The following is a 19,859-nucleotide window of genomic DNA, read 5'->3' on the forward strand; positions in this document are numbered from 1 at the left end:
CAGCACCAATGTCACACTCACGACCTGCCGTGTCAAGGGTTCGTCACGGCTTGCTCGCGGACGACGTCGCGACCAGCTCGGGGGCCTCGTCCGACGACCCTTCAGGCGTGGGGTGGGGGCGCCGGGGCCACCAGAAGCGGTCCCCGAGGACGACCGCGATGGCGGGCACGAGCAGGGTGCGCACCACGAGCGTGTCGAGCAGCACGCCGACGCAGATGATGACGCCGATCTGGGCCAGCACGACGAGGGGGAGCACGCCGAGCACCGCGAAGACGGCGGCCAGCAGCACGCCCGCGCTGGTGATGACGCCACCGGTGGCCGCCAGGCCGCGCAGCATGCCCTGCCGCGCGCCGTGCAGGCGCGACTCCTCGCGGGCCCTCGTCACGAGGAAGATGTTGTAGTCCACGCCGAGGGCGACGAGGAAGACGAACGCGAAGAGCGGGGCGCTGTCGTCGAGCGCCGAGAAGCCGAAGACCTTCGTGAAGATCCACCAGGACGCGCCGACGCTCGCGAGGAAGGTCGCCACGACGGTCGAGACGAGCACGAGGGGTGCGACGACCGAGCGCAGCAGCAGGCCCAGGGCGAGCAGCACGAGGACGAGCACGATCGGGAAGATGACCAGCCGGTCGCGCGAGGACGCCTCGGCCTGGTCGAGCGCGACCGCCTCGGTGCCGGCGACGTGGCTCTCGGGCAGGGCAGCGAGCGCCGTGCGCAGGTCGCGCACCGTCTGCGCCGCCTCGTCGGATCCGGGCGCCGCCTCGATGACGGCGTCCACCTCGGCGACGCCGCCGCCCTGCTTGACGGTGCGAGCCCCGGCGATGCCCGGGACGTCCTTCGCGGCGGACGCGACGGCGTCGGGGTCGGCCGTGGTGACGATGACCGCCGGGTCGGCGCTGCCGGCCGGGAACGACTGTGCCAGGCGCTCGCTCGCGGCGATGGCCTCGGGCTTCTTGAGGAACTGGTCGGAGGACTTCAGGCCGGTGTCGATGGCCGCGATGCCGGCCGCCATGACGGCCAGGACGACGAGGGTCACGCTGATGATCCGCTTCGGGTGGGCGGCCACCCGGTCGCCGACCCGGCGCCACAGGGAGTGGCCGTCGGCCAGGGCCGCCTGGCCCTCACGCGGGACCTTGGGCCAGAAGATCCAGCGGTCGAAGATGACGAGGGCGGCAGGCAGCACGAGCAGCACGAAGACCGCGGCGACGACCACGCCGACGGCGCACGCGAGGCCCAGGCCGCGGGTCGCGGGGAAGAGGGAGAGCAGCAGCGTCAGCAGGCCGATGACGACGGTCACCGCGCTGGAGAGGACGGCCTCGGCCGTGCGGCGCAGCGCGAGCGACATGGCCTCGCGGCGGTCGTGGTGGCTGCGCAGCTCGTCGCGGTAGCGCGAGATGAGCAGGAGGGCATAGTCGGTGCCGGCGCCGAAGACGAGGACCGAGAGGATGCCGATGGTCGACTCGTCCCACGTGACCGAGAAGGCTGCGAGGGTGTGTGTCGCGAGGACGGCCGCGAGTCGGTCCGCGACGCCGACGACGACGAGCGGGAAGATCCACAGGATCGGGCTGCGGTAGGTCAGCACGAGGAGCAGGGCGACGACGGAGGCGGTGGCGATGAGCAGTCGGGTGTTGGCCCCGGCGAAGACGGCCGCGAGGTCGGCCTGCACGGCTGCCGGTCCGGTCACCTGGGCGGTGACACCCGACGGCAGGTCGGTCTTGACCGTCGTCCGGATGTCGGCGACGAGGTCGGCCGTGGCCGTCGCGTCGGTGGCGTCGACGGGCACGACCGCGAGAGCGGCGGTGCCGTCCTCGCTGCGCTGCACCGGCGCGCGTCCGGCGCCGGGCAGCTGCGCCACGCGGTCCTCGATCGCCGTGACGTCGGCCGGGCTCAGCGTGCCGGACGCCTTGCTGAAGACCACGACGGCCGTCGAGCCCTCGGACTCGGGCAGCCGGTCGCGCAGCTGCGTCGCCGCGGCGCTGTCCGAGCCGATCGGAAGGGCGTCGGTCGAGCTCGCCGTCCGCTGGGCCTCGCCGACGGCGCTGACGACGCCCATCGCCCCTGCCAGGGCCAGGACGACGATCGCCACCGCCCACCACTTGCGCGTGATCCTGTCGGTCACCGAGCGCACACCGCACCTCCAGATAGGATGAGTAACGAGGTTACTCAGAAGATTACTAAGTTGGTGAGTGATATTAGCAGCAAGGACAGCGCGGGGACACCGGCGGCCCCGAGGCGTACCCGCAGGACCGGTGGGGCGACGGCCCAGGCCGCTCCCGTGGGCGACCCCACGGGCCGACCCGAGGTCGGGCTCGTCCCTGGCGTGCCCGCGTGGCGCACGACCGGCACGCTCTCGGCCCTGCAGGAGCTCGTCGAGGTGTCCGAGGCCGTGCCCGCCGTCGTCGCGCGCCAGGCCGGGCTCAGCACGTCCGAGCTGCACTCGCTGCGCCACCTCATGCGCGGCCCCATCGGCCCGGTCGACCTCGCCAAGGTGCTCGGAGTCACCTCGGCCGCCTCCTCCGGCGTCGTCGACCGGCTCGTCCGGCACGGGCACGCCGAGCGGCGCTCTCACCCCGAGGACGGCCGGCGCACCGAGGTCGTCATCACCGCCAGCGGCCGCGCCGAGGTGCTGGCGCGGATGACCCCGATGTTCGAGAGCCTCGCCGCCCTCGACGCGACCCTGAGCGACGACGACCGCGAGGTCGTCGAGCGCTACCTCCGCGGCGCCACCGCGGCCATGAAGAGCCTCATGTCCTGACCTGACGGAGGACACCGACCGGCGCGATGTCTGGGCGGGACAGGCGCTCAGCCCCGTGGACGGTCAGGCCGGGTGGTCAGGCAGGGAGCCGACCGCGCAGCAGGCTGTCGCCGGAGTGTGCAGGCTTGTCGTCGAACTGCTCCTTGGAGATGTCGACGATGACGTAGCCCTGGTCGATGAGGGCCTGGGTGACCGGGAACGTGCCCGACTCGCCGGGCTGCAGGACGCCGATCGAGACCATGCGCTTGCCGTCGGCGTTGATGAGCCACACCTCGAGGTAGCCGTCGCCGGCGTCGAGCGGCCGCGCCGTCGCGACGTTGAGGTCGAGGCCGTCGGCGGCCCGGACCAGCGTGGCCTCGCCCCCGCGCTGGCGGGTGTCGAGCGTGGACAGCGCCACCTGGGCGACCTGTCCGTCCATGTCCGGGCTCCAGATGGCTCGCCCGACGAGCAGCCCGACGACGAGGCTGGCGGCCACGAGTCCCGCGGCCCAGCCAGCCGCGCGCCGACGCGTGCGTCGGTCGAGGCGCGTGACCGTCGCAGGCTCCGGAGCCGTCACTGGCGACACGACGGACGGGGCGTCCGCCACCCGGGGGGTGTGCGCATCGGTGTCGGCACCGGTGTCGGCATCAGCTTCGGCGTCGGCACGTGTCTTCGCATCGGCCGCTGCGTCGATCTCGGTCCTGGTGTCGGTCCTGGCGTCGGTCCGGGTGTCGGTCCTGGTGTCGGTCCTGGTGTCGCTCTCCGCGTCCGTCTCTGCGTCAAGCTCCGCGGTGACGCGTGCCCAGACGTCGTCCGCGGGAGCCTGCCACGCGGCATACGTCCTCGTGCCGGAGACGAGCTGGGCGGTGCGCCGCAGTTGCTCCACGGCGGCGGAGCACGTGTCGCAGCCCGCGACGTGCGCGGCCCGCTCGGGGTCGACCGGCTCACCGACCGCGAGGTCGACGAGCTCGTCGTCACTCGGATGAGACACGTTCCACCTCCTTCAGTCGGTCTCTCAGCTCGATCAGTCCGCGGCGGACGTGGCTCTTGACGGTACCGAGCGGCATGCCGAGCGCCCTGGCGATCTCGTCCTGCGTGCGGTCCTCGATGAAAGCCATTCGGAGCACCGTCGCCCGCGGATCGCCCATGCGCTCGAGCTCGTGGACGAGCAGCAGCCGCTCGGCCCAGTCGGAGTCGCCCGGCGGTGCCGCCTCCGTGACGGCCTCGGTCGCGAGGGCCTGCAGGTTGCGGTGGGTCCGGTAGCGCTGGGTGCGCACGTCGGCGATGCGGTGCTTGGCGATGCCCACGAGCCACGCCGCTGGAGAGCCGCGGTCGGGACGCAACGTCTCCCGGCCCCGCCAGGCGGCGACGAACACCTGCTGGACGACGTCCTCGGCGTCCTCACGCGTGCCGAGCGAGCGCAGCGCGATCGTGTGCACGAGGGGTGACCAGCGGCGGTACATCTCGGCGAGGGCCTCACGGTCCCCACCGGACAGGCGGGCGGCGAGCTCTGCGGACTCGACGTCAGGGTCGTCGTGCACGTGCACGTGCCCACCTAACCACGTGACGGTCATGTTGTCGGCACTGCCGTGACGACGACGTTCTCGTCGTAGCGCCGCTTCTCCCGGTCGAAGTCACCACCGCAGGTCACGATGTGGAGCACGGCCGGTCCGTCGCGCGCGAAGAGTGCGTCGAGGTCGAGGGTCGTCTTGCGGATGCTCTTGACGGCCGTCACGCGGTAGCGGTGGCTCGCCCCGGCGGAGCGGACGACGACGGTGTCGCCGGAGCGCAGCTCGTCGACGGCCGCGATGGGCCCCACGCCGTAGCCCGGCATGTCGAGGTGCGCCGCGAGCACCGTTGCGCCGGTCGCGTCCCCGGGCCGTGGGCCGTATCGGTACCAACCGACGGTCGCGGGCGTCGGCGGCAGCGCCATCTCTCCGTCCCGCGCCACGCCCTCGGGCACGATCCGCATGTCGATGCCGACGCGATCGATCGTCAGGCGCTCGGGCGCGGCGGCCGACTCGTCAGGTTCGGCGGTGGCAGGGCGGGCGGAGGGGGAGGGCCGATCGCTCACCGTGGCACCGGTCGACGAACCGGGGGTGGGTGGAGCGGTGGTCGCGCCGGTGGTGCCGGCCGAGCTCGCGAGGGAGGTCGCAGGTGGGGTCGCCGCGTCGGAGGATCGGGTGAGCCAGGTCGTGACCCCGCCGGCCAGGAGGGCGGCCGCCAGAGCGGCGGCCACCCCCTTGGTCCGTCCGGAGCCACGGTGGGAGGGCCGGTCACGTCGGCTGTCGACGTTGTGGTCCATCTCGGCTCGATCCTCCTGATCCAGTGACTGGTCGTGGCGGGTTCGCTTGCGGCTCAGTCGCGCTCAGCGGCCTCAGCGAGCCTCGGCGGTGCGACGGCGGGCGAGCAGGACGAGCCCGCCTGCGGCAGCAGCAGCGCCGCCGATGGCGGCGTAGCGGGCCACGTCGGCCGCCTGCTTCTCGTCGGCGACCTGTCCGCCGGCCCCGGCGGGCACACCGCCCGGCGCCGAGTGCATGCCCGAGATGGTCTGGACCGCGAGCGCGAGGTTCTTGTCGGCGGCGCTGCCCCACGCGTACACGATCGTGTTGGTGCCCTCCTTGAGCTTCACGTCGGCCGGGCCGATCGCGACGGTCGAGGTCCCGGCGAGGACGACGTCGGCCTTGATGGTGCCGGCGTCGACGACGGCCTTGGCCTCGTTGGGGTTGGTCAGGCCCTTGAGGGCGACGGCGCCGTTGGCGCGGACGTCGACGGCCGGGGCGGCTGCCGTGTGGCGGACCGTGAGGCGCGCCTTGCCGGCCGGCACCTTGGACGTGTCGTTGACGAACGGCGTCAGCACCGGCTTGCCCGCCTCGGACAGGTGCGCGACGACCGTGACGTTGGCGCCGCCGGGCACGGCGACGCCCTTGGCCTCGATGATCGCCTTGCCACCGGCGCCGGCACCGGCCGCCGTGACCTTGAGGTCGTAGCTGCCCTCGGGGAGCATCAGCGGGTCGGTCAACGTGCCCGGCTTGAAGTTCGTCAGGAGGGACTTTCCGTTGGCGTAGACGTCGACCGTGGCGCCGGGGACGGCGTGCAGGATCGAGACCGTGGCGTCGGCGGCGTGCGCGGGGCCGGCCACGAGCGCAGCCGGAGCGAGGGCGAGCGCGGTGGCGGCGGCGATGCGAAGGGACTTCATGACGGTTCCTTTCGAGGGGGTTGCACCCGGGAGCGTCGGCTGCGCTCCGGCGGGCGTGTGAGCTCGTGCTTCGGGCTGATGACGACTGCGTATGCCGTCTGCCCCCTCTTCCGAGGACGCCCCCTCCGTGGATGCACCGGACACGAACTTTTTTCTGCCCGCACCGCCAGCGGGTCGACCGCGACTTCTCCGCCGGGGCGGAGGTTCCGGGGCGCGGGAGGGGCGGCCGACCGCGGTTTCTCCGCCGGGGCGGAGGTTTCGGGGCGCGGGAGGGGCGGCCGACCGCGGTTTCTCCGCCGGGGCGGAGGTTCCGGGGCGGGGGAGGGGCGGCCGACCGCGGTTTCTCCGCCGGGGCGGAGGTTTCGGGGCGGGGGAGGGGCGGCCGACCGCGGTTTCTCCGCCGGGGCGGAGGTTCCGGGGCGGGGGAGGGGCGGCCGACCGCGGTTTCTCCGCCGGTGCGGAGGTTTCGGGGCGGGGGAGGGTCGGCCGACCGCGGTTTCTCCGCCGGGGCGGTGTCAGAGGTGGACGTTGACCGCCTCGGCCGCGCGCTGGCCGGAGACGAGGGCGCCCTGGATCGAGGCGGTGTCGCGGTGGTCGCCGCAGACGAAGATGCCGTCGCCGAGCGTGACGGGGGAGCGCACCGTGAGCGGCGGCGTCATCGCGGGCAGGGCGGCGTCGACGCGGTGCCGGGTGACGGTGCGCCAGCCGGAGGTGTCGCAGCCGTAGATCTCGCCGACGTGGCGCAGCACGTCGGCCTCCGGGGCGTCGCCGTCGGGGCGGTCGAGCAGGCACGTCGCCTCGACGAGGTGCTTCGTCGGCGGGGCGTAGCTCGGGGCGGCTGCGGTCATCACGGCGGTGTTCCAGACCGGGCCGGGCGGCGCGGCGTCGTGGCGCCGCCGGCCGTCGACGGCGACGAGCGGCAGCGAGTGGGGCGGCTCCGGGGCCTCGAACCACCACGTCACGAGGCCCTTGGTCACCGGCTCGGGCAGCGTCGTGAGGGTGGACGCACCGACGGGGTCGGTCGCCACGACGGCGCTGCGGGCGCTGAGGCGCTGGCCGTCGACGCGCACCTCGACGCCGCCGCGCACCGGGGTGATGGACTCGACGTGGCTCTGCAGCCGCACCCGGTCACCGAGCGGCTCGGCCACCTGCTCCGGCAGGGCCTGCATGCCGTTCGCCGGGACCGCCGGGCGGCCCAGCGCGAACATCCGCACGAGCAGCTTGGTGAAGTTGGCCGAGGACCCGCCGTGGCTGTCGACGAGGACGCCGGCGAGGAACGGGTCGAGCACCTCCTGGCGCAGCCGCCCCGTGACGCCGGCCTCGTCGAGCGAGTCGGCCAGGGCCCTGTCCGGTTGTGCGATGACGGTCTTCGGGTCGGCGATGACGCGGGCGGTCCACCGGGTGACGCCGGCCAGCTCGCGAGGGTGGAGGTAGCCGCTGCGCATCGTCTGCGCGAGCAGCCGGGGCTCGCGCACCGGGTCGGCCAGGACCTGCAGCCCGTTGCTGCGGCGCACCAGCACGCCCGAACCGAAGGGCTTGAGGTCGAGCGTCGACACGTCGACCCACCGCCGCACGGCCGGGTAGGCCGGGTTGAGCACCTGGAAGCCGCGGTCGCAGCGGAAGCCGTCGACGACGTCGGTGCGGATGCGACCGCCGACCGCGTCGCCGGCCTCGAGGACGACGACCTCGTGACCGAGCTCGGTCAGGCGCCGCGCGCACCTCAGTCCAGCCAGCCCTGCCCCGACGATGACGACGTCAGCGTCCACGAAAGGATCACCCCACTGCTCGAGTCCGGCCCCCGTCGCAGCGTAGACCTCGGCGGGGTGCGGCGGTGGGGCTGCAGCCTGGGGATCCTCAGACGGCGCGGAGCCGGGGCGACGACTCCCCGGACGGGGTCCGGCGGTCGCGCAGCCGCTGCGCCGCGAGCAGGACGACGACCGCGGCGACGACCGCGGCGATGCCGGTCGCGCCGGAACGGGGCTCGTCGCCGAGCCGCCCCACAGCGATCCAGGCCAGGCCCCAGGCCATCGCGGCCGCGACGGACCACCGTCCACCGAGGCGCCGGGCGAAGAGCACGCCGAGACCGGCGGCCACGGCGAGGACGACCACGGCCGCGACCTGGTTGGCGGTGGCGCCGAGGTCGACGCCCGAATCGACAAGTGCCGCAGTGATGTTCGCGCAGGTCGCCACCGCGACCCAGCCGAGGTAGAGGCCGAACGTCACGTCGAGCAGGATGCGCTCCAGCGTCGACGCGGCGGTCTCACGGGTCAGGCGCTGCACCAAGGTGCCGAGGGTCAGGGCGAGCGCGACGATGACGACGACGCTGACCCAGATCCAGCCCTGCTGCGTCACGAGCAGCCAGGCGGCGTTGAGCACCATCGAGGCGGCCGCGAGCCAGCCGGTGCTGCGGACGCGCTCGCGAACCGCGTTGGCGGGCAGGGCCTGCCACACGGCATACCCCAGCAGTCCCAGGTAGATCGGGGTCCAGATCGAGAAGGCCGGACCGGCCGGCGCGATGAGAGTCGCGGTCGCGGCGAGGGCGCCGCCCGACGACTCCTCCACGCGGGTGCCGATGACGCCGACGCCGAAGAGCGTGCCGACGACGCAGAAGATCTCGGCGGCGATGACGGCGATCCGGCGCACCTGGTCGGTGGTCGTCAGGGTGGTCGTCTGTGCGCTCGTCGAAGCGCTCGTCGGGGCGGAGGGCGGGCGGCTGGCGGATGTGGACATGTCGTCACCTCGGTCGCTCGGCAGATTGCTCATCCAGTTAGCGACCCTAACAGAGCCGTGGTGGCGACGCCCTCAGCCGCGGAGGCGCACCGACAGGCAGGTGACGCATCCCTCGAGCTTCTCGAACTCGGAGATGTCGACCGTCGTCACGTCGTGCCCGCGCGCCGCGAGGAGCTGGGCGGTGCGCGGCGCCGAGGCCGACATGAGGACCGACATGCCGCCCAGCAGGACGACGTGGGCGCCGGACTCCTCCGGGACAGCGAGGAACTCGTCCCACACGGTCGGGTCGTCGACGAGCGGGGGATAGCCGATGACCGTGCCGTCGGGCAGGGCGGTCACCGCCGACTTCAGGTGCAGCACCTTCGACAGGGGGACCGGGACCACCTCGACCCGGTGCCCCTCCCACGCCCGCCGCAGCTGGTCGACACCCGCGAGGTTGGTGCGGCCACCGACGCCGACCCACACGAGGTGGCCGTGCTTGAGCACGTCCCCGCCGTCGAGCGTCCCCGGCTCCTGCACCTCGACCGTGCGGTAGCCCTGCGCCTCCACGGCCTCGCGCACCCCGGCACGCTCACCGCGGCGCTCGGGCGCACCGGAACGGCACAGCACCGCGACGTCGCCGTGCACGACCACCTGGTCCTCGATGAAGACGCCGTCGGGGCAGTCGTCCACCGGAGGCGCCTCGAGCACCGTCCAGCCGCGCCGGCGCAGCACGTCGACGTACTCCTGCCACTGACGCAGCGCCAGCGCGCCGTCGACCGAGCCCGACCGCTCGATGTGCGTCACGATCCCGTCCGCGAGTCGGGGGGAGGGGCGGCGGACGAGAGCGAGGCGACGGTGCACGCGCTCACTCTAGGGCGCTGCCGATCCGGCCCGGCGCGCCCTCCGGATCCGCTTGTGCCGCAAGGCAGGAGCGTCGCAGCGAACGGCGACGGCCTCAGTGGGCGAGGGTCGGCTTCTCCTCGGACCGGGCCGTCGGCCACCACCCCTGCGTCTGCGCCGTGTGCGTCAGCTGCTCCCGGTAGGCCGAGCCGGCCGCCCGCGCGCAGCGCTCGACGTCCTCGTCGTCGAGGGCACCGAGGCGCCACCGCAGGATCCGACGCGCCGTGATCGGCTGGTCGCACAGCGAACGGAGCACGCCGCCCGGTGGTGCCGACGCGGTGGGCACCGCGAAGGACATGGCGCGTCCCGCCACGACCGCCGGCCACAGCGGCCCCAGGTCGTGCGGACCGTAGGACGAGTGGAGCGTGACCCCGAGACGCGCCAGCACGGCGGCCGTCGCCTCCGAGCCCGGGTCGACCTCGGTCGGCGGCAGGATCCAGTCCTCCCGCGCGAGGTCCCGGATGTCGAGGCACCGCTGGGCCGCCAGCGGGTGCGACGCGGACAGCGCGACGAGGAGAGGCTCGCGCTCGACGATGACCCGCTCGCCGATCGTCGGCCGGACCTGCTCCTCGCGCCGGTCGGCGTCGAGGGCGATGACGACGACCGCGACGTCGACCCGGCCGTCGGCGATCGCGTCGGTCGCGGTGCCCCCGGCCAGCGGCGGCACCGGCAGGAGCGGTCGCCGGATGTCGGTCGCGTAGGTGTGGCTGACGAAGGAGGTGAAGTAGCGCAGCGAGTCGGAGGTGATGCGCAGCGGGCTGTCGCCCGACCGCTGCGAGCGCACGTCCTCTCGCAGGAGCGCGAGCTCCTCCAGGACCGTGCGGGCACGCGCGACGACGCGCTCACCGACGGCCGTGCAGGTGACGTCGTCGCCGCTGTGCCGGAACAGGATGCACCCGAGCGCCCGCTCGATGCGGCCCACCTCCGAGCCCCGCGTGGCGGTCGGCACCCCGAGCGCGGCAGCCGCCACCGCGATGCTGCCGTGCTCGGCCACCGCCGCGACGACGCGCAGGTGTCGTAGCTCGAGCTCCACGGCACCGAGCGTAGGGCGGACCCGGCCACACGGCATACGCAAGCGCACTCGTCTTCAATGGGACTTGACCCTCACGCGACGTGAGGCGCCAACCTCGTTGCATGACCGGAAGGACGCAGGAGATGACCACCTGGACGGTGGGGCAGGTCGCCGAGCTCTTCGGCGTGACGGTGCGCACGCTGCACCACTACGACGAGATCGGCCTGCTCGTCCCGAGCGAGCGCTCGCGGGCGGGCTACCGGCTCTACACCGACGGGGACCTCACGCGCCTCCAGCAGGTCGTGGTCTACCGGCGGCTCGAGCTGCCGCTCGACCAGATCGCGACCCTGCTGGACGGCGGCGAGGACGCGGCCGACCACCTGCGCCGTCAACGCGCGACGGTCATGACCCGGCTGGACGAGCTGCGCGAGCTCGTCTCGGCCATCGACCGAGCACTGGAGAGAGAGATGAACGACCAGCCCGCCACGACCGAGGACCTCAAGGAGCTCTTCGGCGACGGCTTCAGCGACGAGTACGAGCAGGAGGCGCAGCAGCGCTGGGGCGAGAGCGACGCGTGGAAGCAGTCGCAGTCGCGCACCAGCCGCTACACCAAGGCCGACTGGGAGCAGGTCAAGGCCGAGATGGACGCGGTCAACGCCGCCTTCGTCGCGGCCCTGCGCTCAGGGGAGCCGGCGACGGGTCAGGCGGCGATGGATGCCGCAGAGCAGCACCGCCGCCACATCCACGACCGCTTCTACGACCTGACGCACGACTTCCACCGCGGGCTCGCCGACATGTACGTCGCGGACCCGCGCTTCACGAAGACGTACGAGGACATCGCACCCGGGCTCGCGGCCTACGTCCACGACGCGATCCACGCCAACGCCGACCGGGCCGCCGACCAGGGCGCCGACCGGGGCGCCGACCGGGGCGCCGACCGGGGCGCCGACCGGGCGACGTAACTCACCTGACCGAAAGGTGAACGCGGCGGAGGAGGGCACCTCCTCCGCCGTAACCTTGTGACATGCGAGTCGGAGTCTTCGGTGCAACGGGTCAGGTCGGCGGGGTCATGCGCGCGCTTCTCGAGGAGCGCGACTTCCCGGTGACGCAGGTGCGCTTCTTCGCGTCCGCGCGCTCTGCCGGCACGACGTTGCCGTTCAAGGGCGAGGACGTCGTCGTCGAGGACTCGGCCACGGCCGACTTCTCCGGCATCGACATCGCGCTCTTCTCCAACGGCGGTGCGGCCTCCAAGGAGCTCGCCCCCAAGGTCGCCGCGGCCGGCGCGACCGTCATCGACAACTCGAGCGCGTGGCGCAAGGATCCCGAGGTCCCGCTCGTCGTCTCCGAGGTCAACGCCGCCGACCTCGACGACATCCCCAAGGGCATCGTCGCCAACCCCAACTGCACGACGATGGCCGCGATGCCCGCGCTCAAGCCGCTCCACGACAAGGCCGGTCTCGTGCGCCTGCACGTCAGCAGCTACCAGGCCGTCAGCGGCTCGGGCGGCAAGGGCGTCCACGAGCTCGACCGCCAGCTCAAGGGAGCGTATGCCGCGGGCGACGTCACCGGGCTCGCGCTCGACGGGCGTGCCGTGGCCGTCCCGGACGCGCAGGTGTATGCCGTCCCCGTCGGCTTCAACGTCGTGCCCCTCGCGGGGTCGATCGTCGACGACGGCTCGCTCGAGACCGACGAGGAGCAGAAGCTGCGCAACGAGTCGCGCAAGATCCTGCACGCCCCCGACCTCCGGGTCTCGGGCACGTGCGTGCGCGTCCCCGTCTTCACCGGGCACAGCCTCGCCATCCACGCCGAGTTCGCCGAGGACATCACGCCGGACGAGGCGCTCGACCTGCTGAAGAACGCGCCCGGCGTCATCGTCACCGACGTGCCCAACCCGCTCGAGGCCGCCGGCCGCGACGAGGTCTTCGTCGGCCGGGTCCGCGCCGACCAGGCGGCGCCGGAGGGCAAGGGCCTCGTGCTCTTCGTGGTCGGCGACAACCTGCGCAAGGGCGCGGCCCTCAACGCGGTCCAGATCGCCGAGGAGCTCGTCGCCCGCCGCTGACCCCCCCGCTTCTCGAACCGAACGCCGCGTTCGGTGTCGAACTCACTGTTCTAGCACTGAGTTCGAGACCGAACGCGGCGTTCGCGCAGGTAGGGCGGTGGGCTCGGGCGCGGGCGAAGGGGTCCGTGTCAGGGTGCTGGCATAGGCTCGGAGGGTGACGGAGAACCTCGCGGCCGCGACCCATCGAGTCGACACCGCCCCCGGGCTCTTCGTGTGCTTCGAGGGTGGGGACGGCGCCGGCAAGTCCACCCAGGTGCGGCTGCTCACCGAGGTGCTCGAGCAGCGTGGACGCGAGGTCGTCGTGACCCGCCAGCCAGGCGGCACGCCGCTCGGCGCGCAGATCCGTGAGCTCGTGCTCCACGGCGACCACGTGTCGGCCCGGGCCGAGGCGCTGCTCTTCGCCGCCGACAAGGCCCACCACGTCGACCAGCTCATCCGGCCCGCGCTGGCCGAGGGGCAGGTCGTCATCACCGACCGCTACGTCGACAGCTCGATCACCTACCAGGGCGCCGGCCGCGACCTCGGCCGCGACGAGATCACCGCCCTGCAGCACTGGGCCGTCGGTGGCCTGCTGCCCGACCTGACCATCGTCCTCGACGTCTCGCCCGAGGTGGGACGCGAGCGCCGCGGCGACGTCCACGACCGCCTCGAGTCCGAGGCCGACGCCTTCCACGCGGCCGTCCGCCGCGGCTACCTCGAGCTGGCCGCGGCCGACCCGGGCCGCTACCTCGTCCTCGACGCGACCCAGACCGTCGAGCGGATCCACGCCGCCGTCGTCGACGGCGTCGACCGCGTCCTGGCAGCTCGAGCCGCGCAGGAAGCACAGACAGCACAGGCGGCACAGCGGGCACAGGCGGCGCGTCCGTGACCGTCTGGGACGACCTCGTCGGCCAGGGGCCGACCATCGAGACGCTCTCGCGGGCGGTGTCCGACGAGTCGGCGATGACGCACGCGTGGCTGTTCACCGGTCCGCCCGGCTCGGGTCGGTCGACGGCCGCCCGCGCCTTCGCGGCCGCGCTCCAGTGCCCCGACGGCGGGTGCGGGCAGTGCCGCGAGTGCCGCACCGCGCTCGACGGCAGCCACGCCGACGTCAAGGTCGTCGCGACGGAGGGCCTGTCGATCAAGGTCGCCGAGGCGCGCGCCCTGGTCCAGGAGGCCGCCCTGCGCCCGTCCGTCGGCCGCTGGCGCATCATCATCATCGAGGACGCCGACCGCCTGACCGCCTACACCGACGCCCCCGCCGATGCGCTGCTCAAGGCGCTCGAGGAGCCGACGCCGCGCACCGTCTGGATGCTCTGCGCGCCGAGCCTCGAGGACGTCATCGTGACGATCCGCTCGCGCTCGCGCCACGTGCGGCTGCGCACGCCCCCCGTCGAGGCCGTCGCCGACCTGCTCCAGCGCCGCGACGGCGTCGACCCCGCCATGGCGTTGTATGCCGCCCGCGCCGCCCAGTCGCACATCGGCCTCGCGCGTCGGCTGGCTCGCGACGAGCAGGCCCGCATCCGCCGCCGCGACGTCATCGCCATGGCCACGAAGATCCTCGGCGTCGGCGACGCCATCGGCGCCGCGGCCGACCTCGCCCAGATCGCCGACGAGGAGTCCACGGCCTCGAGCGCCGAGCGCGACGCCGCCGAACGCTCCCGGCTCATGGAGACCCTCGGCGCCGACCCGACCGCACGCACCCAGCCGCCGCACATCCGTGCGCAGGTCGCGGCCCTCGAGCGCGAGCAGAAGACCCGCGCCACCCGAGCCGCCCGCGACGTCGTCGACCGCGCCCTCGTCGACCTCACCTCGATCTACCGTGACGCCCTCGTGCTGCGCCTGCGCTCCGACGTCGACCTCGTCAACCCCGACGCCGTCGACAAGGTGCGGGCGCTGGCCGGCGTCTTCACCCCCGAGCAGCTGCTCGAGGCGATGGACGCCATCAACGAGGCCCGCGACCGCATCAACGCCAACGTGCCGCCCCTCCTCGCGCTCGAGGCCATGGCCCTGCAGCTGCGGGTGCCCCGCGACCTCGGCGTCTGAGACCCTTCCCACACCCACGCCGCCCGACCCTCGACCGGGCCACACGGCATACGGCCTCGATGCGGTCACGACTCCTCGACGGGGCAGGCTGCATACAGGTCGACCCGTTACGGTTTCGCGCATGACGACACGCCCTGCCGCCATCTCCCGTGCCCTGACCGCCGCTGCGGCGACCCTGGCGCTGGTGCTGTCGGCGGCGGCGTGCACGACCACCGAGGCGCCCGTGGCGCCCGGCGCCCGGACCGGGGTCCCCGCTGCCACGGCACCCCCCACCGCGGCGCTCGCGCCGTACTACGCCCAGAAGCTCGACTGGAAGAGGTGCGGCACCCTCGAGTGCGCCGACCTCCGGGTCCCGCTCGACCACGCAGCCCCCGACCCCGCCAAGGACCTGACGATCAAGGTCGCCCGGGTCAAGGCCCGCGACCAGGCCAAGCGGCTCGGCTCGCTCCTCGTCAACCCCGGCGGCCCGGGGGCGTCCGGCATCGACTACGTCCGCGGCGGCGCCGAGACGATCGGCGGGCCCGGGGTCCGCCGCTACTACGACCTCGTCGGCTTCGACCCGCGCGGTGTCGCGAGCTCCGACCCGATCGACTGCCTCGACGACAAGGCCCTCGACCGCTTCCTCGCCGCCGACCCGACGCCCGACGACGCGTCCGAGGAGCAGGCGCTGCTGACGCAGGCCAAGGCGATGGCCGACGGCTGCGAGGCCTCCAACCCCGACCTCGTCAAGCACCTCTCGACGGCCGACGCGGCCCGAGACATGGACATCCTGCGGGCCGCCGTCGGCGACACGCAGCTGAACTACCTCGGCAAGTCCTACGGCACGTTCCTCGGCGCCACCTACGCCGACCTCTTCCCGAAGCGGGTCGGCCGCGTCGTCCTCGACGGCGTCGTGCCGCCCGACCTGACGAGCGCCGAGCTCGGCGAGGGCCAGGCCCGCGGGTTCCAGATCGCGACGCAGGCCTACGTCGAGGACTGCGTCACCGAGGACTGCCCGCTCGGCAGCACGCCCGAGACCGCCCTCAAGGGACTCGACGACTTCTTCACCCAGGTCGACCGCAACCCGCTGCCGACCGGCGACCCGAGCGCGCCGCTGCTCACCGAGGGCTGGGCCCGCCTCGGGGTGGCCGTGGCGCTCTACGACCAGGGCTCCTGGGGCATCCTCACCGACGCGCTCAAGGAGGCCAAGGCCGGCAACGGCTCGAGCCTCATGCAGCTCGCCGACGCCTACGCCGACCGCCGCCCGGGCGGCGGCTACGACGGCAACCTCATGGAGTCGATCTTCGCCGTCAACTGCCTCGACCGGCCCGACAGCCCCGACCTGTCCGCCTACGAGACGTACGCCAAGGACTTCTCGGCCAAGGCCCCGACGTGGGGTGCCAACCTCGCGTGGGGCGCGCTGCCGTGCGGCGTCTGGCCCGTCAAGTCCGCCGTGGGCCCGCACAAGATCCACGCGGCCGGCAGCGAGCCGATCGTCGTCGTCGGCACGACCCGCGACCCGGCGACCATCTACGAGTGGTCCAAGCGGCTGCGCGACCAGCTCGACAACGCCGTGCTCGTGTCCTTCGACGGCGACGGGCACACGGCGTACGGTCGCAGCAACACGTGCGTCGACAGCGCCATCGATGCCTTCTACGTGCAGGGGCGCGTGCCCAAGGACGGACTCAAGTGCTGAACGAGGACCCGCGTCCCGACGACCTCCCCGACGCACCGACGGGGTATGCCGCCCTGCCGTCCGCCTACCCGCCGCCGCCCCCGGGTGCCGACGGGGCGACCCCGCCCGCCGGGCCCGGCTGGTTCACCGGGGCAGCCGCGGCAGGCGGCGCGCATCCGGGACGGTCGTGGGTGCGCCCGGTCCTCGCGTCCGTGGCGGTGGTCGCCGTCATCGCTGTGCTTGCCCTCGCGGTCTGGCGCATCGGCAACCCGCCTCCCGTCGCACAGCCCCAGCCGCGGACCCCGGCGAGCACGGCGAGCACCTCGGGCTCCGCATCGCCCAGCCCCACCGCCGGCACCCCGACCACCGGCAACCCTGCGGCGCAGGGCTATCCGGCCGCGCTGGCCGCCTTCTACACACAGAAGCTCGACTGGGCCCCGTGCTCCGACAACGCCAAGCACCGGTGCGCCACGATGGAGGTGCCCGTCGACTACGCCAAGCCGGGCGGTGAGCGTTTCACCCTGGCCCTGCGCAAGGCCCCGGCCACCGACCCCGCCAAGCGCCTCGGCTCCCTCGTCATCAACCCCGGTGGTCCCGGGGGCTCGGGTGTGGAGTACGCCCAGTACGCCTCGTTCGTCTTCTCTCCCGCGGTGCGGGCGGCTTACGACGTCGTCGGCTTCGACCCGCGGGGGATCGGCGCGTCCAGCCCGGTGCGCTGCCTGACCGACTCCGACATGGACCTGCTCTTCAGCGCCGACCCGACGCCCGACTCGCCGGCCGAGCGCTCGACCCTGCTCGGCGACGTCGACGGGGTGACCAAGCGCTGCGCCGCCCGGGGCGGCGAGCGCGCCATGCACATGAGCACCACCGAGGTGGCGCGCGACATGGACGTCATGCGCGTGCTGCTCGGCGACACCAAGCTCAACTTCTTCGGCGGCTCCTACGGCACGTTCCTCGGCGCGATCTACGCCGATACGTTCCCGGAGAGGGTCGGCCGCATGGTGCTCGACTCGGCGATGTCGCCCAACCAGACCGAGCAGCAGGAGATGACCTACGACATCCAGGGCTTCGAGTCCTCGATCGACGCGTTCATCGCCTGGTGCGTGGGGCGCAGCGACTGCGCGCTCGGCACCGACAGGGCCGGCGCCCGCCAGAAGATCGTCGACCTGCTCGACGCCGTCGAGAAGAAGGGGTTGACGACGAGCAAGCCCGGGCTGACCACGATCGGAGAGGGCTGGGTCGGCTTCTCGATCTTCATGTGCCTCTACTCCGACTCGTCCTGGCCGACCCTCAACAAGGGCCTCGCCCAGGCGTTCACCGGCAAGGGCGACATCCTGCTGGCCAAGGGCATGTCGGTCGTCGAGCGCGGCATCACGGGCGACTACGCCCCGACGACCTACCTGCAGGCGATGATCCCGGTCCGCTGCGCGGACTGGCCGCGGGCGAGCAGCGACCCCTCGCTCGTCGCGGAGCAGAAGCGCGCCCAGGCGGCCCACCCGCTGTGGGCCCGGATGACCGGCGAGCTCTACGACAACTGCCGCACGTGGCCGACGGCCGGGCGCACCCCCAAGGGCACGACGCTCGCGCAGGGGGCCGGACCCATCCTCGTCATCGGCAACGAGCGCGACCCCGCCACGCCCATCGGCGGCACGAAGCAGCTCGCCAAAGACCTCGCATCGGGCGTTCTTCTCACTTCGGACCACGACGGTCACGGCACCTACTACGCTGGCAACTCGTGCGTGGACTCCGCCGTGGACGGGTACCTGCTCAGGGGAACGGCGCCGTCCGACGGCACGACCTGCTGAGCCGACTGCTCGCGCCCTTCATCTCCCTCGCGATCCTCGCGACCCTCCTGCTGCTCGCCATCGGGCCCTCCCACGTGCCCGGCGCCACCGCGTCCGGTGGGCAGGCCGGGCGGTCTGGAACGGCGGGCACGGCCCCAGCCGCGACCGACACCGCCGATGCGGCTGACTCCCCGGACGGCGAGGGCCACGAGCGTGACCGGGTCGAGCTCGGCACCCCGACCTCCAAGCCGGCCCAGGGGCTCGACGCCTTCTACGACCAGGCGATCAGCTGGATCCCGTGCAAGGGCGACGGCTCGTCGAGCGCCGACCGCTGCGGCACCGTGCGCGTCCCCGTCGACTACCTCGACCCCCGCGGCGAGACGGTCGAGATCGCGCTGCGCAAGGTGCCGGCCGAGAAGCCGACGCTGCGCAAGGGCACCCTCTTCATCAACCCGGGCGGCCCCGGCGCCTCCGGCCTCGACTTCGCCAAGGAGGCGCGAGACTTCTTCGCCGACGACGTGCGGCAGGTCTGGGACGTCGTCGGCTTCGACCCCCGCGGCATCGGCGAGTCCGGTGGCTTCGCGTGCCTTCGGGCGAAGGACCTCGACGCGATGTACGCCGCCGACCCCACGCCGGACACCAAGGCCGAGAAGGCCGCGGCCGTGGCGTCGCGCACCGCGCGGCTCCAGGGGTGCCTCGCCCGCGGCGGCGCACTGGCACGCAACATGGGCTCCGAGCAGGTGGCCCGCGACCTCGACATCATGCGCGACGCCGTGGGCGACGCCCACCTCAACTACTACGGCATCAGCTACGGCACCCTCATCGGGGCGCTCTACGGCGCCCAGTTCCCCGACCGGATCGGCCTCATGGTCATCGACTCGGCGGTCTCGCCCGACTACCTCCCGAGCAGCTCGGCGTCGCAGGACGACATCGACCGGTGGGCCGGAGACGAGGCCGGGACGGTCGAGGAGGGGCTCGACGCCTTCCTGCAGGACTGCGTCGACGGCGACGAGTGCCCGCTCGGCGACGACGTCGACACCGCGCGCACCACGCTCCTCTCCTTCCTCGACGGGCTCGACCGCAAGCCGCTGCCGAGCGACGCCCAGGGCATCCCGCGACTCACCGAGGGATGGGCGGTGACGGCGGTCAACGCTGTCCTGCTCTACCCGGAGTCGTGGGAGGAGGTCGAGGACGCCCTTCGCGTGGCGCTCGAGGACCGCGACGGGACCGACCTCGTGTGGGCCGCGATGGACACCGTCATGCGCGACGACGACGGGACCTACGTCGGTGGCTTCGAGGCCAGCCACCTCCCCATCCACTGCGCCGACTGGCCGCTCGACGCGACGGACGAGATGGAGCCCAGCCGGGCGGTGCTCGACGCGCACCCGGTCTATGCGCACCTCTACGGCGCCTCGACGGACTCCTGCAAGGGCTGGGTCGGCACGCAGCGCACCAACCTCATCCTCACGGTCGACGCGGCCTCGCCGGTGCTCGTGCTGGCCAACGAGCGGGACCTGACGACACCGCCCGACGGCACGCGGGAGATGGGGCACGGCATCTTCGACTCGCGCTACGTGCTCGTCGACGCGGACGGCCACGGCGTCTACTCCAACGGCAACGAGTGTGCCGACGTGATCGTCGAGGACTACCTCGTGCGTGGTCTCGCGCCGCCCAACGGCGAGACCTGCGACGCCTGACCGACCCGTCCCGCGACAGGCGAGTGGGCACCGTCCCGTGTAGGGAGGGTGCCCACTCGACGGCTCGAGGGCGTATGCCGTGTGGT

At 73.1% G+C, this 19,859-nt stretch carries 17 protein-coding genes; 8 read left to right on the plus strand and 9 right to left on the minus strand.

What is annotated here, in order from left to right:
- Window positions 1-43: 43 nt before the first annotated feature.
- Window positions 44-2,116 (minus strand): MMPL family transporter, encoded by a 2,073-nt coding sequence (locus U5C87_RS08525; RefSeq protein ID WP_330476169.1) that lies wholly within the window; start codon window positions 2,114-2,116, stop codon window positions 44-46.
- Window positions 2,117-2,272: 156 nt separating this feature from the next.
- Between U5C87_RS08525 and U5C87_RS08530 the strand changes: the two genes are divergently transcribed.
- Window positions 2,273-2,752 carry a MarR family winged helix-turn-helix transcriptional regulator gene (locus U5C87_RS08530; protein WP_330476170.1) on the plus strand — a complete coding sequence of 160 codons (480 nt, stop codon included), beginning with the start codon at window positions 2,273-2,275 and terminating at the stop codon, window positions 2,750-2,752.
- Window positions 2,753-2,828: 76 nt separating this feature from the next.
- On the opposite strand, the gene U5C87_RS08535 is transcribed toward U5C87_RS08530, so the two are convergent.
- From U5C87_RS08535 to U5C87_RS08570, 8 genes are all read right to left on the minus strand, one after another.
- Window positions 2,829-3,722, minus strand: coding sequence for an anti-sigma factor (locus tag U5C87_RS08535; RefSeq protein ID WP_330476171.1), 894 nt, complete (start codon window positions 3,720-3,722; stop codon window positions 2,829-2,831).
- Complete coding sequence (locus U5C87_RS08540) at window positions 3,706-4,278, minus strand: RNA polymerase sigma factor (protein WP_330476172.1); 573 nt, start codon at window positions 4,276-4,278, stop codon at window positions 3,706-3,708. Before U5C87_RS08540 ends, U5C87_RS08535 begins: the two co-directional genes overlap by 17 nt.
- Window positions 4,279-4,301: 23 nt before the next feature.
- Entirely contained in the window at window positions 4,302-5,036 is a 735-nt protein-coding gene (locus U5C87_RS08545) for a class F sortase (protein ID WP_330476173.1), read from the minus strand.
- 72 nt (window positions 5,037-5,108) lie between these two features.
- On the minus strand, window positions 5,109-5,930 hold the full coding sequence (locus tag U5C87_RS08550; RefSeq protein WP_330476174.1) for a DUF4397 domain-containing protein: 822 nt from the start codon (window positions 5,928-5,930) through the stop codon (window positions 5,109-5,111).
- 515 nt (window positions 5,931-6,445) lie between these two features.
- On the minus strand, window positions 6,446-7,696 hold the full coding sequence (locus U5C87_RS08555) for an NAD(P)/FAD-dependent oxidoreductase (protein ID WP_330476175.1): 1,251 nt from the start codon (window positions 7,694-7,696) through the stop codon (window positions 6,446-6,448).
- Window positions 7,697-7,784: 88 nt separating this feature from the next.
- Window positions 7,785-8,660 (minus strand): tryptophan-rich sensory protein, encoded by an 876-nt coding sequence (locus tag U5C87_RS08560; protein ID WP_330476176.1) that lies wholly within the window; start codon window positions 8,658-8,660, stop codon window positions 7,785-7,787.
- Between the two features lie 72 nt (window positions 8,661-8,732).
- Window positions 8,733-9,503 (minus strand): dimethylargininase, encoded by a 771-nt coding sequence (gene ddaH / locus U5C87_RS08565; protein ID WP_330476177.1) that lies wholly within the window; start codon window positions 9,501-9,503, stop codon window positions 8,733-8,735.
- Between the two features lie 94 nt (window positions 9,504-9,597).
- On the minus strand, window positions 9,598-10,575 hold the full coding sequence (locus U5C87_RS08570) for a LysR family transcriptional regulator (protein ID WP_330476178.1): 978 nt from the start codon (window positions 10,573-10,575) through the stop codon (window positions 9,598-9,600).
- Window positions 10,576-10,697: 122 nt separating this feature from the next.
- Here U5C87_RS08570 and U5C87_RS08575 point away from each other — a divergent pair, with 122 nt between their 5' ends.
- The 7 genes from U5C87_RS08575 to U5C87_RS08605 all read left to right on the plus strand — a co-directional run bounded on the left by U5C87_RS08575 (window position 10,698) and on the right by U5C87_RS08605 (window position 19,773).
- Window positions 10,698-11,516 (plus strand): MerR family transcriptional regulator, encoded by an 819-nt coding sequence (locus U5C87_RS08575; protein WP_330476179.1) that lies wholly within the window; start codon window positions 10,698-10,700, stop codon window positions 11,514-11,516.
- A gap of 62 nt (window positions 11,517-11,578) precedes the next feature.
- Complete coding sequence (locus tag U5C87_RS08580) at window positions 11,579-12,613, plus strand: aspartate-semialdehyde dehydrogenase (protein WP_030195467.1); 1,035 nt, start codon at window positions 11,579-11,581, stop codon at window positions 12,611-12,613.
- A 154-nt stretch (window positions 12,614-12,767) separates the two neighbouring features.
- On the plus strand, window positions 12,768-13,481 hold the full coding sequence (gene tmk / locus U5C87_RS08585) for a dTMP kinase (RefSeq protein WP_330476180.1): 714 nt from the start codon (window positions 12,768-12,770) through the stop codon (window positions 13,479-13,481).
- A complete protein-coding gene (locus U5C87_RS08590) occupies window positions 13,478-14,638 on the plus strand; it encodes a DNA polymerase III subunit delta' (protein ID WP_030195472.1) in 1,161 nt (386 codons plus the stop codon). The genes tmk and U5C87_RS08590 overlap by 4 nt, the downstream gene beginning before the upstream one ends.
- Before the next feature lie 121 nt (window positions 14,639-14,759).
- Window positions 14,760-16,313 carry an alpha/beta hydrolase gene (locus U5C87_RS08595; protein WP_330476181.1) on the plus strand — a complete coding sequence of 518 codons (1,554 nt, stop codon included), beginning with the start codon at window positions 14,760-14,762 and terminating at the stop codon, window positions 16,311-16,313.
- Window positions 16,307-18,097, plus strand: coding sequence for an alpha/beta hydrolase (locus U5C87_RS08600; protein ID WP_330476182.1), 1,791 nt, complete (start codon window positions 16,307-16,309; stop codon window positions 18,095-18,097). Before U5C87_RS08595 ends, U5C87_RS08600 begins: the two co-directional genes overlap by 7 nt.
- The gene (locus tag U5C87_RS08605; RefSeq protein WP_330476183.1) at window positions 18,028-19,773 is read left to right on the plus strand and encodes an alpha/beta hydrolase; all 1,746 of its coding nucleotides are present in this window, start codon (window positions 18,028-18,030) and stop codon (window positions 19,771-19,773) included. Before U5C87_RS08600 ends, U5C87_RS08605 begins: the two co-directional genes overlap by 70 nt.
- Window positions 19,774-19,859 lie beyond the last annotated feature (86 nt).

Origin of the sequence: Terrabacter sp. C0L_2, assembly GCF_036352015.1 — a bacterium.
Lineage (GTDB): Bacteria > Actinomycetota > Actinomycetes > Actinomycetales > Dermatophilaceae > Terrabacter > Terrabacter tumescens.

What these genes read in the sequence shown, in the direction of transcription:
- U5C87_RS08575 (WP_330476179.1), top strand. Translation starts at nt 10,698, where the DNA reads ATGACCACCTGGACGGTGGGGCAGGTCGCCGAGCTCTTCGGCGTGACG.
- U5C87_RS08595 (WP_330476181.1), top strand. Translation starts at nt 14,760, where the DNA reads ATGACGACACGCCCTGCCGCCATCTCCCGTGCCCTGACCGCCGCTGCG.
- U5C87_RS08580 (WP_030195467.1), top strand. Translation starts at nt 11,579, where the DNA reads ATGCGAGTCGGAGTCTTCGGTGCAACGGGTCAGGTCGGCGGGGTCATG.
- U5C87_RS08550 (WP_330476174.1), bottom strand. Translation starts at nt 5,930, where the DNA reads ATGAAGTCCCTTCGCATCGCCGCCGCCACCGCGCTCGCCCTCGCTCCG.
- U5C87_RS08560 (WP_330476176.1), bottom strand. Translation starts at nt 8,660, where the DNA reads ATGTCCACATCCGCCAGCCGCCCGCCCTCCGCCCCGACGAGCGCTTCG.
- U5C87_RS08545 (WP_330476173.1), bottom strand. Translation starts at nt 5,036, where the DNA reads ATGGACCACAACGTCGACAGCCGACGTGACCGGCCCTCCCACCGTGGC.